Below are 15,522 nucleotides of genomic sequence, written 5' to 3'. Positions count from 1 at the left end.
TTTATCATAAATGGCTTTTTATATGTACTCTTTTGGCGAAGTAATCCTGATGGCTATAGCCATGGTTTTAGTTGTGGAAGGCATTGGTCCGATGTTATTCGCCAACAAATGGCAAGGTTTTTTGCAACAAGTCTCCCAGCAACCTGTTGCCCAATTAAGAACTATGGGGGGCATTTTGGTCACTATTGGTGTGGTTAGCCTGATTTACTTACTTTGATTTTATGCATGTCTTTATCAGTCGTCGTACAATTGATTATAAGCTGCGCGATTTTGCTATTTAGCTAGAGATTGTTTTTTGTTAGAATCCTTTCCTAATTTTACGACTCCTGTCTTATTCATGGCTAAAAATGTTGTTGTACTTGGCACCCAATGGGGTGACGAGGGTAAAGGTAAGGTTGTTGATTTGCTCACAGATCAAGCGACTTATGTAGTGCGTTATCAAGGTGGCCACAACGCGGGTCACACACTTGTTATAGATGGTGAAAAAACTGTATTGCACCTCATTCCTTCTGGAATTTTACGCGAAAACGTGACCTGTGTTATTGGTAATGGTGTTGTGTTGAGCCCCGAAGCGCTGCTCGAAGAAACTGCCATGCTAGAAGCGCGTGGTATACCTGTTAAAGAACGCTTGGTCATTAGCGAAGCTTGCCCGCTTATTTTGCCATATCACGTAGAGTTAGATTTGGCTCGTGAAAAAGCCCGAGGCAACAAAGCGATAGGTACTACTGGTCGTGGTATCGGTCCAGCCTACGAAGATAAGGTGTCTCGCCGTGGTTTGCGCGTAGGTGACTTGTTTAACCCTGAAGATTTTGCGGTTAAATTAAAAGAAGTCATCGAGTATCATAACTTCATGCTAACTAATTACTATAAAGTTGAGCCTGTTAGTTATGAGAAAGTCCTAGCTGATGCGCTGGCAGTAGCTGATATACTAAAAGCCATGGTAGTTGACGTGACAGACGTATTGGATAAAGCCCGTCTGCGAGGTGATGCCATCATGTTTGAAGGTGCACAAGGCACGTTGCTTGACATTGACCACGGTACTTACCCTTATGTGACTTCATCTAATACGACAGTCGGTGGGGTTGCTACGGGGGCAGGTTTTGGCCCACTTAATTTAGATTATGTGTTGGGTATTGTTAAAGCCTACACTACACGTGTTGGCTCAGGTCCTTTCCCAACAGAACTAGACTGCGAAGTAGGTCAGCACCTTGGAGTTAAAGGTCATGAATTTGGCGCTACAACAGGCCGTAAACGTCGCACAGGTTGGTTTGACGCAGTGGCTATGAAACGTGCGGTACAAATTAATTCTATTACAGGCTTTTGTTTAACTAAGCTAGATGTATTAGATGGCTTAGAAAGTTTAAGCATCTGTATAGGTTATAAAGACGCTCAAGGGAATATCCAAGATGTGCCACCTATGGCTGCTGATGGTTATGAGTTGATCACACCTGTATATGAAAGCATGCCTGGTTGGAGTGAAAATTCATATGGTGTGACTGAATATGTGGATTTACCGCAAGCCGCTAAAAATTATATTAAGCGCATTGAAGAACTAACAGGTGTGCCCATTGATATTATTTCAACGGGTCCTGATAGGAAAGAAACGATAATATTAAGACACCCCTTCGAGGTTTAAAACCCCGAGGTGAAGAATCAATTAAGGCCGCAATTTGTGGCCTTTTTTTGAAGTAGATTAATGTTTTATTCTCATTGTTACATTAGATGAAACAAAAATCCGAGGTTTAAACAAATCCACTCATTCCCATATCCACCTCCCGCACATAGATTAGCCACTCATAATACCTATTGGACTATTTTGATTTTTTGGACAGCACACTTTATATATGGGCTCAACTTATGGGCATCTATTGTGGAAACCTGCGTAAAAAGCCCATGCAAACTAGACGTGTTGCTTAACAACGCTTAGCAAAACATTTTGTCAAACAAACTCTGCGTATGATTGATCCCCACAGTATTATATGGGATAAGATGTGGATATAAAGTCAATGGTTGTGGGTATCTCATGCAAGCAGTATCTCTATCTAATCAGGTCAACACCGCATCAGTCGCTGGTATTGCGCCTAAAATACGGCAATTAAAAACGTTTTTTACTTCGGGTAAAACCAAAGCACTTGTTTGGCGTATCGAACAGCTCAAACAAATCAGGAAAATGGTACTTGAACAGCAAGATGAAATTTTTGTGGCTATGCGACAAGATCTTGGTCGTTGTAATATGGAGTCTTGGACAGCTGAACTTGGCGGAGTAATAAGCGAGGTGGACCATTCGCTTAAACACTTAAAAAAGTGGGTGAAGCCACGAAAAGTGGCAACACCTATTATTGCCCAACCCGGTAAAAGTTACATATTGCCAGAGCCATTAGGCACAATTTTAATCATTGGTGCCTGGAATTATCCGTTGTTATTGGTGCTGTCACCTTTAATTTCTGCAGTGTCTGCAGGTAATAATGCACTTATTAAACCTTCTGAGTTGTCAGCCAATGTATCTAAGTTATTAGCTAAATTGATCCCTCAATATTTAGATAATGACGCTTTTGCCGTGGTGGAAGGGGCGGTCGATGAAACAACTGAATTACTAAAACATCAATTCGAGCATATTATTTATACCGGTGGTGAAGTGGTTGGTAAAATAGTGATGCGCGCTGCTGCTGAATTTTTAACGCCTGTGACCCTCGAGTTGGGTGGTAAAAGCCCCTGTATTGTTGACAGTTCTACTGACCTTGAAGTGACCGCTGCTAGGATTGTCTGGAGTAAGTGGATGAACGCTGGACAAACCTGTGTGGCACCTGACTATGTGCTGGTAGAGAAGTCGTTCGCCCCACAGCTCATTGATGCCATTAAAAATAAACTCACTGATTTTTATACTGTCGACGCTGCTAATAGCCAAGATTATGGTCGTATTGTGAGTGAGCGCCATTTTTTACGTGTTATCAGTTACTTAGACGGGCAAGACATTGTTCATGGTGGTAAACATGACATTACAAATAAGTATATTGAGCCAACTGTTGTACTCAACCCTGACCATGACAGTCCTTTGATGCAGCAAGAGATTTTTGGGCCAATACTACCTATAGTTACAGTAACAAGCATTGACCAATCAATATCTTTTGTGAACCAGCGAGCTAAACCTTTAGCCTTATATATTTTTGGAAAAAATGATGAGCTTGAACAACAAATTTTGACCTCAACTAGTGCAGGTATGGTGTGTATCAATGATGGCTTTATGTTTGCTGCGAATCCTAATTTACCTTTTGGTGGTGTCGGTAATAGTGGAACAGGTGCCTACCATGGGAAAATAGGGTTTGATAATTTTAGCCACTTAAAAACGGTGATGAAACGCAGCTTTTGGTTTGATGTGCCGTTACGATACCCTCCATTTACTTCAAAGAAATTTAAACTTCTCAAAAAACTTATATAGGTAATAAATGATACTTACACCGTTCCACTTGGCTATTCCTGTTAATAATCTGCACCATGCTGAAGTATTCTATGGTGGTTTGTTGGGTTGTGAAAAAGGCCGTTGGTCTGAACAATGGATTGATTGGAATTTTTTTGGACACCAATTAGTGACTCATTTAGTGGCTGTGATGCCGAGTTTACCCAAGCATAATCAAGTGGATAATCAGGCGGTGCCTGTTCCTCATTTTGGTGTGGTGCTAAAATGGGATGATTGGCAAGAATTAGCGAGTAAACTGCGAACAGCAAGTATTGACTTTATGATTGAGCCTTATATACGATTTGAAGGACAAGCTGGAGAGCAAGCAACCATGTTTTTCCTCGACCCGTGTGGCAATGCTTTGGAATTCAAAGCATTTAAAGATATTCATCAATTATTTGCAAATTAATTCAAACAATCTATTAGATATTTTAATATTGATTAATTAAATAGATTGCGCTGTTTCGAAATTTTCATTAGCCATCAAGCGTTACAGCACTTATTCTAACATCTGAACCTCGACTTCAACCTCAACACAAAGGGAACAAATGATGAGTAATATAAACATTGGTATTAACGAGAAAGACAGATTAGTTATTGCTGAAGGCCTAAAGTGCCTGCTAGCCGACTCTTACACATTGTATTTACAAACACATAATTTTCATTGGAACGTCACTGGACCGCAGTTTAGAGAATTACATCTTATGTTTGAAGAGCATTATACCGAATTGGCTGTGGCGGTTGATGATATCGCTGAACGTATTCGCACTTTAGATGTAGCTGCACCAGGCACGTATAAAGAGTTTGCTAAGCTAAGTTCTATACAAGAAGTTGATGGTGTACCAGCAAGTAATGAAATGGTTAAGATCCTCCTATCAGGTCATGAAACAGTAGTTAAAACTTGTCGTAAGGTATTGGTAACAGCACAACAAGCAGATGACGAGTCTTCTGCATCATTAGTGTCAGATAGAATGCGGATACATGAAAAAACTACCTGGATGCTAAGAGCCTTAAGTTAGAGCAGATATTGGAATGAACACTGAGCTTAAATACAAACTCTAGATACACAAAAATACTGAACTGGCCAAAAAGAGTCGTTACTTTTTGGCTTTTTCATTTCTTAGTTTACTGTTTGTTAATCCAACGCAATCTATTGAATCATGAGCTAAATTAGATGCACAGTTACGCCATGACGATCCTTCAGGTTGAGGTGAGCATTATCAATACCGTGTGTTATCCATCGATAATATTTGACGATGACAAAATGTGAAGCTTTAATATTTTTGCTGTTACCGGAGATGATTCCCTATCTAGCCACAACACTACTGATGATGGCAATGTAGACGCAATTTTATTTGCTTCGCGTTTTTTACCCCATGAAAACGAGCAAAGAAAAACTGAAATTGGTATTTTGCCCACCTGCATAGGTAGGGTGTCCTCTACAGTCCTTTTCAAAGACGGTCGAATAGCGGGTTTAAGGCATGTTGTAGATGCACAAGCCATAGAAAATTTAAAGTCGCGTTAGGTGAACTTGTAGACACTCGCGCCTGATGATCTTAGTTACATTGAGGTTGAGTATTCTGGCCGTCTTAATCCATAAACCAGTATTGAATTCAGCTTTGAGCGGTTACTGAGAAGAAATTTTGTAACGGGTGAAGTATGATAACAAACAACAAATGCAGTGACCTACGCAGCTGCTTTGATAGACAATGTTGACACTAATGACTTTAGATTTGTTGCGAGTACAAAAAACCTTTGATGTGTATTTTCAAGAATGAAATGTCTTCGTATACTTCAGCTATGTATCAGATGATTTCGTCGCTAGGGCAGACTTAACCGAAGACTTTTTAGTTACGAGTCATGGCGTCGCCGCAGACTTGAGTCCAGTTTAAGTTCAGCTTCATCTCAATTTTCACCACTGAATTGGTTTGTCAAATTGAAGTTTTTTAGGGCAACGCAAGGGTACAATTTGGTGTCAAATATGACTTAAGTCTGTAGTCCTAAGTTTTAAAGCTACTTATTTAATTACAGCTGACAAATCTTTTTCTAACGTATCATCGTTTTGGTCCTTTTTGGTTTTCTTAGACTCAATGTAAGCTTGATATCGACCTGGCTTATGGTTTACTGCAATCAGTGTGTTGAGCGTGATGGCACCTAAGACAGATAAAATCACTAAATCGATGCTGAATATAAAAATCGAAGATGTCAAAATGATCGAGTCTACCAATAAGCCGAAGTTGCCCGCTCGAATATTAAACTTGTTTTGTAGATAAAGAGCTAAAATACCTAGACCCCCTAAACTAGATTTGTGTCTGAACATGATCAGCAAACCTACACCAATCAACATACCACCTGCCAATGCGGCAAAAATTGGGTGAATGCTTTCAATTTTAATCACATGTTGCATTTGTTCTGTCATAACCGACACCAAAGATACTGAGATAAACGTATTAATAGTGAAACGCTTACTCAATTGTGTCCAGGCGATGAAGTAAAAGGGAATATTGACCAAAAAAAACAGGAGTCCAAAACTCATATCAAAAAGATGTGTGCCAATAATGGCGACACCAGCAGTGCCCCCAGTCAATAAATTATGCGTACCAAACAACACCACACCAAAAGATACCAATACACCTGCACAGAAAAGTGCAAGTACGTCTTCATAAAATCTGTGCGTTGGAAAATTCACTACTACACCTCTACATATTTAATGGGTTTAAAACTGGTACGATTTGATGAGGAGCGGATCCTACAGATTTATACTTATATTGTTAGGTTAACAGGCGGATCATTTTATTGGTGATCAAAGTGCATAAGTAGCATAAACTTTACGACTTTGGTTGGTTTTGTAAACAGGCTGTAGGTAAGATGTTTCCTATATTTTTAAGAAATTCCTTACCTATCTGAGATTAACTAAGAATGAGTGAGACTAGGCGTCTTTTGTACCCTTTTTAAAGTTGAATTCACGACTGAGTTATTTAATTTTAGTTCGGCGAGTAATATTTTTAAGAGTACGTTTAATTCACACAATTTCCTATGCGGCACGAATTTTGAAGCTAATATTGAAGTAATTTGTAGATGTAGATGTAGATGTAGATTTAAGCAGAGATAGGTTTAAATATGGATAACTTTCAAAGTGCTTTTCAGTTAATTCTTTGAACACGTTGAGATAAAAGTTGTAGATTAAATTTGGTATGTTGTTTGGTCGTTGATAAATTCAGTTACATTCTTAGCCGTGACAAAATAGTCACGATAGCCCATGATTAAAGATATTTTGAAGGAAATATCAATAATATTAAAGGAATTAACAATGAATAAAGACATCAAAGGCTTATGTTTGTTTTTGGGAATGATTGGTTTAGTTTATGCAGCAATATTGGTACTGACCATGTTGTTAACTGGTGTAAAAATTCTAAAAAGTATTATATTTATCTCTGCTTTTTCATCATTTTTAGTCAGCCTTGGCCTAACACCTCAGGTTAAACAGCGCTTAGTGCAGGTACTTAAACGAAAGTCAGAATTTTATAAAATGTACTATTTTAAATAGCACGTTTAAATAGCACGTTTAAATAGTCATGTTAAAGCATGCCTATTTGTTGTGTTTGTAACTGATTTTATGCAAATTTGTCGTCAACCGAGAGCGGTTCCACCATATAGATACCATCGCTATTGGTTTCTTTTTCTATTTGGCAGGTCGCTTATCTCATCGTATAATCCATGAACACCAATAGAATTCTCAATTAATTTATGCTGTTGATTGCGAATATTTAAATTTGACAATGCTTCTTAACGTCGGAGTATAAATAAACTTTAGGATGGTAACTGACATCATTGAGCAAGTTTTTGAGTCCAACGCTATCGTGAATTTTAGTTAGATTCCTGCTTTCTAGTTGTGCAAAATTAAGTATTATTTATCAATCCTGTTTCGCATTTATGTTGGCAACTTCTCGAAGACCCGTCTTAACCAAGTCCCTGAGCATTAAGGATTAAGAAGTGAAACAAGTTGGCCACTTTTGAAAGTGATAAATAAATATGCCCTTAACTAACGTATTCTTAAGATTAGTCCGTTAAATAAGATGCCATAATATGTTGGTGTAACGAGCTCACACGATTAGCAAAAAGAAATGCTTGAGTTGAGTTGGCTTTCCTCGGATGAGAATTAATCAATTTAATACATATTTTTTTCTGTAGGTGCATTTCATTAGACGAATAATACTCGCTTTAGAGTTTTCACAAAGGTAAAGGGTAAAACGCTTGAGATTGTTCACAATTCGCCTAACTTCACTATTCGTTGTACTCATATTAACGAGCTGCGCTACTTTCAATCCTCATTTTGAGAAGCCTCAAGTAAGCGTTAATTCCTTTAAAATACTACCGGATGGAAGTATAAATCCTACTTTTGAAATTGGTTTACGGATAGTTAATCCCAACAGCATCCCATTGAATTTAAAAGGTATGTCATACACGGCTAGTATTGAAGGCAACAAGATATTTTCTGGTGTAGCTAATCAACTGCCTAACGTGCCCGCTTATGAAGAGGAAGAGATAAAGCTAAAAGTTCAGGCAGATTTGTTTGGAGGGATTAGATTACTCGCTGAATTAATACCTCTTAGGACAACGTCTATTACCTATACGTTAAAAGTTAAGTTAGATGTGGGTATTTTTGCGCTGCCTATTCGCATTACTCATAAAGGTAACTTAAGCATACCAAAGTCTAATTAGCCTGATCTTATAAAGTACACCTTCAAAAAAAAGGCACCACTTTTATTAGAAGTAGTACCTTTTTTAAGTAAGACGCTGAGCTAGTTAAACACGCTCAAATACCGTTGCAATACCTTGGCCTAAACCAATACACATAGTGGCTAAACCGATAGACTTATCGTTAGCTTCCATAAGATTGATCAGGGTGGTGGATATACGAGAGCCGGAACAACCTAATGGGTGACCTAGTGCAATCGCACCCCCATTCAGGTTAACTTTGTCATCGTAACTATCAATCCAACCCAGTTGTTTGATACAAGATAATGCTTGTGCTGCAAACGCTTCGTTAAATTCAGCCAGTTCTATATCTGCCATCGTCATGCCAGCACGTTTTAAGGCTTTTTGAGTAGCGGGTACTGGACCATAACCCATAATAGCGGCATCACAACCTGCTACTGCCATGGCACGAATTTTGGCCCGTGGCGTTAATCCTAGTGCTTTGGCTTTATCAGCAGACATAATCAACATAGCAGATGCACCATCAGACAAGGCAGACGATGTGCCTGCTGTAACTGTACCATTGACGGGATCAAATACTGGCCTTAAGGCTGCCATAGATCCAGCCGTAGAGTCTGGACGGATTGTTTCATCGACACTAACTGATTTTAAAATTCCATCTACGTCATGGCCGTTAGTGGCAACAATTTCAGAAGCCCAGCGGCCTTCGAGTGTCGCTTGGTGCGCTCGTTGGTGTGAACGCGCACCAAAGGCATCTTGCATTTCACGGGTGATACCGTTTTGACGGCCTAACAATTCTGCCGTCATGCCCATACTGCCTGAAGCTCTGGCAGTATGCTTAGCTATGCCTGGGTGAAAGTCTAAATTGAAATCCATAGGCACATGGCCCATATGTTCAACACCACCAATCATATAGACGTCACCACGACCAGACATGATACCGCTGGTGGCGTCATGCAATGCTTGCATAGACGAACCACACAAACGGTTTACTGTGACTGCACCCGTTGAGCGAGGAATATTTGTTAACAATTGTGCGTTACGAGCAATATTGAATCCTTGCTCTTTGGTTTGCTGCACGCAGCCCCAAATGATGTCTTCGATATCGTTTGGATCAAGGTTTGGATTGCGTTCAACTAATTTTGACATTAAGTGTGCAGATAAGGTTTCTGCACGCACATTACGAAAAATGCCGCCTTTAGAGCGACCCATAGGTGTGCGTATACAATCAACTACTACAACTTCTTTCATGATCTTCTCCTAAATAAATGTGACAAAGACTAAGCAAAATATGATTTATTTGATGCAGCCATTTCGCGCACACCATCAGAAATCTGATAAACCGGACCTAGGTCAGCATATTTATCGGCTAATGCTACAAAGTTGGCTAAGCCCATCGTCTCGATAAAGCGGAATATTCCACCTTTAAATGGAGGAAAGCCTAAGCCATAAAGCAACGCCATATCGGCTTCAGCTGCACTGGCAACAATGCCTTCTTCTAGGCAACGAATAGCTTCATTGGCCATAGGGATCATCACTCGTGCAATGATTTCGTCTTTGTCGAAGTCACGTTTGGCAGCGCAATGCGGGGCGAACAATTCGTAAGCTTCTGGCGCAGCTACTTTAGCTGGGCGGCCACGCTTGTCTAAACTAAAGTTATAAAAACCTTTTCCATTTTTTTGACCTAAGCGATCTGCTTTGTACAACAAGGTAACCGGGTCGTTAGCAATTTTCTGCATCCGCTCTGGAATACCATCAGACATAACGCTAGATGCATGGTCAGATGTGTCCATACCTACCACGTCCAATAGATAAGCAGGGCCCATAGGCATGCCAAATATTTTCTCCATGACTTTATCAACAGCAACAAAGTCTGCACCATCCATTATCAACCTGCTGAAACCAGCAAAGTAAGGAAACAATACACGGTTGACTAAAAAGCCTGGGCAATCATTAACCACAATGGGGGTTTTACCCATTTTTAAAGTGGCTGCAACAACAGCTGAAATGGTATCTTCAGAGGTGCTTTCACCGCGAATAATTTCAACAAGAGGCATTTTGTGCACGGGATTAAAGAAGTGCATGCCACAGAAGCGTTCTGGTTTTTTCAGACTTTTAGCTAAGTGATTAATAGAAATAGTCGAAGTGTTAGAACAAATAATCGCGTCATCAGATACATACTGTTCTGTTTCGGCCAATACTATGCCTTTTACTTTAGGATTTTCGACGACCGCTTCAATGACCAAGTCGACGTCCTTAATGGCCGAGTATTCTAATGTAGGCACAATACTGTTCAGCGTCGATGCCATTGTGGCTGCATCGATTTTACCGCGCTGCATACCTTTTCCTAAAATGGTCGCGGCTTCTTTTAAACCTAAGTCTAATGCGGCTTGGTTTATATCTTTCATTATGACAGGCGTGCCCTTAACTGCAGACTGGTAAGCGATACCACCACCCATTATGCCTGCGCCTAACACGGCTGTTTGTTTGATAACTTTTTTAGCGGCTTTGGCCTGCTTTTTTCCTTTACCTTTAACCAGCTGATCAGCCAAGAATATACCGACTTGGGCTCTGGCTGCATCGGTTTTAGCTAATTTAGTAAAACCTTGATTTTCTAATTTAAGGGCGCCATCTCTATCAAGTCCAGCGGCCTTGGATAGGGTTTCTACCATCATATGAGGCGCTGGGTAATGTTTGCCTGCTTGCGCTGCAACCATGGCTTTTGCTGTTGAGAAGCTCATCATCGCTTCGTTTTTATTTAATGTCAGTGGTGCCTGTTTCTCTGCACGGCGGGCTTGCCAATCAAAGTCACCAACGATAGCGCCATTAAGCATACTCAGTGCTGCCGCTAATAACTTCTCTGGAGCTACAACGGCATCTATCGCGCCTTCTGCTAACGCTTTTACTGCTTTGCGATCACGCCCTGTGGTCATCCACTCCAATGCGTTATCAGCGCCAATAAGACGCGGAAGGCGAACCGTTCCACCGAAGCCGGGCATGAGGCCTAGCTTCACTTCTGGAAAACCTATGCTGGCGGTAGTATCTGCTACACGGAAATCACAAGCTAAGGCCATTTCACCACCGCCACCTAGTGCAAAACCATTTATCGCTGAGATAGTGGGGAAGGGTAAGTCTTCAAAGCGATCAAATACTTGAGATGTTTTCGCTACCCAAGCCAGTACCTCTTCATCTGGCATATCAAATAAACCAGTAAATTCAGTGATATCAGCACCCACAATGAAGGTCGATTTTGCTGAACGGACAACAACACCTTTCACTTCTGAATGGGCAACCAGTGCCCGCGTGGCTGCATCTAAGTCTGCAACGGTTTGTTGGTCAAACTTGTTCACTGAACCTTGGGCATCAAACACTAGTTCTGCAATACCATTTTGCAGTAAGTTAACCGTGAGGCTTTTACCTTCGTATATCATTATCATCTCCTGTGGCTATCGCCAAAGCGTGGGTTGGGAGGAGGCCGATGGCCCTCTGAATACAGATTACATGAATTGTTATTAAAAGATTTGGAAAGGGCAACCTAAGTTTTAACAAAATATAACAATGTTAATTACATGAGGGTAAATATATTCAATTCAACTGGTCATGCCAGTTAATGTGTGATTTATTTAAAATACTCACACCTATCAGTAAACAAGTTTGCTAAAATTCGAATCTACTAATTTTTATGTGTTTTGGGATCTGTGATCATCCGTTATTTATTCTGGTTCGTCATCGCTACTGTTTCGTTTTCTCAAGCGGGACTGGCGACTACTTCGCTCGACCGCGATCAGCAACGAAAGCTTTTTATTAAAGCACAGAGGCTAGCGCACAACCCAAATAGTAGCGCCTTTAAGATATTGATGGAACAGCTAGAAGGTTATCCGTTAAAACCCTACGTTGAACTAAAAACCTTAAGTAAATTTCCCTTTATGGCCAATAAAACAAGGATTGGTGATTTTTTAGACAAGTATGAAGCTTCACCCTTAGACAGACCTTTGCGAAAAAAATGGTTAATCTATTTGGGCAAGCAAAACCAACCTGAACTTTTTTTGCACTTCTACAGAGATATGGGTGATGCTGCTTTAGATTGCAAATATGCAGAAATATTGTTGAAGAAAAATTCGTTTAATGCTGAAGCATTAGCAATGACAGAAAACCTCTGGGTCGTGGGTAAATCACAGCCTAATGATTGTGATTTATTGTTTAAACAGTGGCAAAAAGCTGGCAAACGTACATCACAATTAGTATGGAAAAGAATGTCTTTAGCGGCTGATGGTGGCGATCATTCTCTTATACCCTATCTAAAAACATTGCTACCAAAGGAGCAACAATATTTAGCTGAGCTTTGGCTTAAAGTTCGACGTTCACCTAGTTATGTTTCCCGTTCATCTAATTTTCCAGCCAAGTATCCAATAAAAGAAACTGAAATATTGGTCTATGGTTTAAAACGTTTAATCAGTAATGATAGAGACTTAGCCTTACGTAGTTGGGAAAAGCTGACAAGCCAATTTACTTTTTCGAACGAACAACATAAACAAATATCTCATCGATTTGCTATTTTTTTAGCGCTAGCAAATCATGATGAAGCAGAAGTCTGGTTAGAAAAAGCTATAAATTACGAGCCTGATGCAGAGCTATTACGCTGGCATTTAGCTCATGAATTAAGGAAACACAACTGGCAACAGGTATTAGATATTATCGATTTTGTTCCTGCTGAAGTAGCAGATGAAAATGTGTTTCAATATTGGAAAGCTAGAGCATATGAGAAGGTAGGTGCCAAAAAGATAGCGGACGAAGGTTTAAGAAAGCTAGCCAAACAACGTCATTATTACGGTTTTTTGGCAAGTGGGAAATTATCTGAAGTGGCCACTTTAAATGATAATCCACTGCTAATAGCGAAAAATGATATTGATGAGTTAGCTAGATTGCCCTCTGCGCAAAGAGCGTTAGAGTTCAGACAGTTGGGGCGTAATCTTAGTGCTAGGCGAGAGTGGTACTTTTTGCAAAGTCAACTGACTCAGCCACAAAAGGTAATTGCAGCGGTGCTTGCTAGTCAGCAAAACTGGCATGACCAAGCGATTTTTGGTTTTTCTAATTCAGGTTATTTGGATGATTTAAGCCGACGTTTTCCCATGCCTTTTGATAGCCAACTGCAATCCAACGCTAAGAAAAACAATATTGATGTTGCTTGGGCATATGCCATTATCAGACGTGAAAGTTCTTTTATGCCTGACGCTGCTTCTCATGCTGGTGCTTTAGGCTTGATGCAACTGATGCCAGGAACAGCACGTTATTTAACCAAGAAAAAAGTTGAAAAAAATAGCTTATTTAATCCTAATAGAAATGTTGAGCTAGGTACTCAATATATGCGTTATTTAATGGACAAAATGGATAATAATCGTGTGTTAGTTACTGCGTCTTATAATGCCGGTTGGCGAAAGGTTCAGCAGTGGCAGCCTGAAACAGGCAATATGCCATTAGACCTATGGATAGAAACTATTCCCTACAAAGAGACCCGTAATTACGTTAAGGCTGTACTGGCTTATCAGCAGATATACAGCCAACATCTGGGTGGTAGTGAAAACCTGTTCAAAGAATTAGCTAACATGGAAATACAACCCAAAAGTTAGACAGTTTCAGTGACATATGAAAGGTCAACAGACTCTACCCTTATGTTAGACTACTATCATATTCTTCGATGAGAGCCTGGCATGTCAGTTTTAGCACCTCGAACACTTCAAGAACGATTAATAGAAACCTATGCGCAGCATATTTTAGAGCTGCAAAATCGCACGCGTGAAGCGATACAACGCGAAAGTATTGATGGCTTAATCATTCATTCGGGACAAGGTAAACGCTTATTTTTAGATGATAACCATTACCCATTTAAAGTGAATCCGCAATTTAAGTCGTGGTTGCCAGTCATCGATAATCCCAACTGTTGGTTGATAGTAAACGGTGTTGATAAGCCAAAGTTAGTGTTTTATCGGCCCAAAGACTTTTGGCATAAAGTACCTGATGAGCCAAGTGATTTTTGGGCAGAGCAATTCGATATAATATTGCTAACTCAAGCTGGTGCAGTAGAAAAACACTTACCTTTTGATAAAAGTAAATATGCTTATATTGGCGAATATATAGAAGTCGCTAAGGCTTTGGGTTTTGACCTAGTGAATCCAGATAGAGTCATGCATTACCTCCATTATCAGCGCGCGTACAAGACTGATTACGAATTAGTGTGTATGCGTGAAGCAAACCGAATCGCGGTCGATGGGCATCGAGCAGCTAAAAGTGCTTTTGAAAAAGGACTCAGTGAGTTTGATATCAATTTGGCCTATCTTGGTGCCGTTAGACAAGGCGACAACCAAGTACCATACCATAATATCGTTGCGCTAAATGAAAATGCATCAATATTACATTACACCGAGTTAGCCACTCAAGCACCTACCTATAATCGTTCTTTTTTAATTGATGCCGGTGCAAACTTTAATGGTTATGCTGCCGATATTACTCGCACTTATTCACGTGAAAGTGGTGTATTTGCAGATTTAATTGGGTCCATGCATAAAATTACTCAACGCTGTGTCAATGAGTTAAAGCCCGGTGTGTCTTATGTACAGATACATACTAGTGCTTATCAACAAATTGCGGTGCTTTTATCTGAAACAGGTATTGTCAATTTAGCAGCAAACGATATGGTTGAAACAGGCATTGTTAGTACATTCTTTCCTCATGGTATTGGCCATTTTTTAGGTCTTCAAGTTCACGATATAGCGGGACATGTTTCTGATGATAGAGGTACTTCTAATCCAGCCCCTATAGCACATCCATTTTTGCGAAATACCCGTACTATCGAAGCAAGGCAAGTCTTTACCGTTGAACCGGGTTTATATTTTGTAGATAGCTTATTAGCTGATTTAAAACGCAGTGAAAATTCAAAATATATTAATTGGAATGCCGTAGATAGCTTACGACCTTTTGGTGGCATACGTATCGAAGATGACGTCATAGTTCACCGTGATAAAAACGAAAACATGACCCGGGAGTTAAATTTAGATTAAAAACTTTCGAAATTTGAACCGCTATAGTTGACTGGCTTTAAAGAAAAAGACTATTTTTTACTAAGTAAGCATTAGTCTTTTTCTAAATATAAGTTTGGTGCTGGCATTAACAAAATTTATGTATTGTTACTATGAGTCGCGTAGTCGCGTAGTTGCGCGTGCACAAATATCGGTATGGCATTATGATAATCTGACATAAGCCGTGATTACTTTTTTTCGTTGCTTTCAAAGAGTTGTAAGCAGATAAACCATATTGTGGGCAAGAGTAGTATATGTTATCTGTCGGGCTAACAG

At 39.9% G+C, this 15,522-nt stretch carries 12 protein-coding genes; 9 read left to right on the top strand and 3 right to left on the bottom strand.

The genetic code is table 11. The features are described from left to right. The first annotated feature begins 49 nt into the window (after positions 1 to 49). The 5 genes from QZ562_RS07830 to QZ562_RS07810 all read left to right on the top strand — a co-directional run bounded on the left by QZ562_RS07830 (position 50) and on the right by QZ562_RS07810 (position 4,473). Positions 50 to 217 carry a DUF2065 domain-containing protein gene (locus tag QZ562_RS07830; protein ID WP_293758938.1) on the top strand — a complete coding sequence of 56 codons (168 nt, stop codon included), beginning with the start codon at positions 50 to 52 and terminating at the stop codon, positions 215 to 217. A 120-nt stretch (positions 218 to 337) separates the two neighbouring features. Next, positions 338 to 1,636 carry an adenylosuccinate synthase gene (locus QZ562_RS07825; protein ID WP_293758970.1) on the top strand — a complete coding sequence of 433 codons (1,299 nt, stop codon included), beginning with the start codon at positions 338 to 340 and terminating at the stop codon, positions 1,634 to 1,636. A gap of 387 nt (positions 1,637 to 2,023) precedes the next feature. After that, positions 2,024 to 3,436, top strand: coding sequence for an aldehyde dehydrogenase family protein (locus QZ562_RS07820; protein ID WP_293758936.1), 1,413 nt, complete (start codon positions 2,024 to 2,026; stop codon positions 3,434 to 3,436). A gap of 7 nt (positions 3,437 to 3,443) precedes the next feature. Further along, on the top strand, positions 3,444 to 3,863 hold the full coding sequence (locus QZ562_RS07815; protein ID WP_293758934.1) for a VOC family protein: 420 nt from the start codon (positions 3,444 to 3,446) through the stop codon (positions 3,861 to 3,863). A gap of 142 nt (positions 3,864 to 4,005) precedes the next feature. Continuing rightward, positions 4,006 to 4,473, top strand: coding sequence for a Dps family protein (locus QZ562_RS07810; protein WP_293758933.1), 468 nt, complete (start codon positions 4,006 to 4,008; stop codon positions 4,471 to 4,473). Positions 4,474 to 5,471: 998 nt separating this feature from the next. Here QZ562_RS07810 and QZ562_RS07805 read toward each other — a convergent pair. Continuing rightward, on the bottom strand, positions 5,472 to 6,143 hold the full coding sequence (locus QZ562_RS07805; protein WP_293758932.1) for a YitT family protein: 672 nt from the start codon (positions 6,141 to 6,143) through the stop codon (positions 5,472 to 5,474). A gap of 621 nt (positions 6,144 to 6,764) precedes the next feature. Between QZ562_RS07805 and QZ562_RS07800 the strand changes: the two genes are divergently transcribed. Beyond that, on the top strand, positions 6,765 to 7,001 hold the full coding sequence (locus tag QZ562_RS07800; protein ID WP_293758930.1) for a hypothetical protein: 237 nt from the start codon (positions 6,765 to 6,767) through the stop codon (positions 6,999 to 7,001). 707 nt (positions 7,002 to 7,708) lie between these two features. Then, positions 7,709 to 8,176, top strand: coding sequence for an LEA type 2 family protein (locus QZ562_RS07795; RefSeq protein WP_293758928.1), 468 nt, complete (start codon positions 7,709 to 7,711; stop codon positions 8,174 to 8,176). A gap of 84 nt (positions 8,177 to 8,260) precedes the next feature. On the opposite strand, the gene fadA is transcribed toward QZ562_RS07795, so the two are convergent. Together fadA and fadB are read right to left on the bottom strand one after the other, a co-directional pair. Continuing rightward, positions 8,261 to 9,424 (bottom strand): acetyl-CoA C-acyltransferase FadA, encoded by a 1,164-nt coding sequence (fadA, locus tag QZ562_RS07790; RefSeq protein ID WP_293758926.1) that lies wholly within the window; start codon positions 9,422 to 9,424, stop codon positions 8,261 to 8,263. Between the two features lie 29 nt (positions 9,425 to 9,453). Further along, the gene (fadB, locus tag QZ562_RS07785; protein ID WP_293758923.1) at positions 9,454 to 11,604 is read right to left on the bottom strand and encodes a fatty acid oxidation complex subunit alpha FadB; all 2,151 of its coding nucleotides are present in this window, start codon (positions 11,602 to 11,604) and stop codon (positions 9,454 to 9,456) included. A 267-nt stretch (positions 11,605 to 11,871) separates the two neighbouring features. Here fadB and QZ562_RS07780 point away from each other — a divergent pair, with 267 nt between their 5' ends. Continuing rightward, positions 11,872 to 13,800: a transglycosylase SLT domain-containing protein gene (locus QZ562_RS07780; RefSeq protein WP_293758921.1), complete on the top strand. Its 1,929-nt coding sequence runs from the start codon at positions 11,872 to 11,874 to the stop codon at positions 13,798 to 13,800. Positions 13,801 to 13,881: 81 nt separating this feature from the next. After that, positions 13,882 to 15,228, top strand: a complete 1,347-nt coding sequence (gene pepQ / locus QZ562_RS07775) for a Xaa-Pro dipeptidase (protein ID WP_293758919.1) — start codon at positions 13,882 to 13,884, stop codon at positions 15,226 to 15,228. The last annotated feature ends 294 nt before the right edge of the window (positions 15,229 to 15,522 follow it).

The organism is uncultured Paraglaciecola sp. (assembly GCF_913058035.1).
GTDB lineage: Bacteria > Pseudomonadota > Gammaproteobacteria > Enterobacterales > Alteromonadaceae > Paraglaciecola.
The sequence above is the reverse complement of the archived record's forward strand: the minus strand, read 5'-3'. Positions and strand labels throughout refer to the sequence as shown.

Excerpts from the sequence above, each read along its gene's own strand:
- QZ562_RS07830 (WP_293758938.1), top strand. The coding sequence starts at position 50 with ATGGCTATAGCCATGGTTTTAGTTGTGGAAGGCATTGGTCCGATGTTA.
- QZ562_RS07825 (WP_293758970.1), top strand. The coding sequence starts at position 338 with ATGGCTAAAAATGTTGTTGTACTTGGCACCCAATGGGGTGACGAGGGT.
- QZ562_RS07820 (WP_293758936.1), top strand. The coding sequence starts at position 2,024 with ATGCAAGCAGTATCTCTATCTAATCAGGTCAACACCGCATCAGTCGCT.
- QZ562_RS07815 (WP_293758934.1), top strand. The coding sequence starts at position 3,444 with ATGATACTTACACCGTTCCACTTGGCTATTCCTGTTAATAATCTGCAC.
- QZ562_RS07810 (WP_293758933.1), top strand. The coding sequence starts at position 4,006 with ATGAGTAATATAAACATTGGTATTAACGAGAAAGACAGATTAGTTATT.
- QZ562_RS07800 (WP_293758930.1), top strand. The coding sequence starts at position 6,765 with ATGAATAAAGACATCAAAGGCTTATGTTTGTTTTTGGGAATGATTGGT.
- fadA (WP_293758926.1), bottom strand. The coding sequence starts at position 9,424 with ATGAAAGAAGTTGTAGTAGTTGATTGTATACGCACACCTATGGGTCGC.
- fadB (WP_293758923.1), bottom strand. The coding sequence starts at position 11,604 with ATGATATACGAAGGTAAAAGCCTCACGGTTAACTTACTGCAAAATGGT.
- pepQ (WP_293758919.1), top strand. The coding sequence starts at position 13,882 with ATGTCAGTTTTAGCACCTCGAACACTTCAAGAACGATTAATAGAAACC.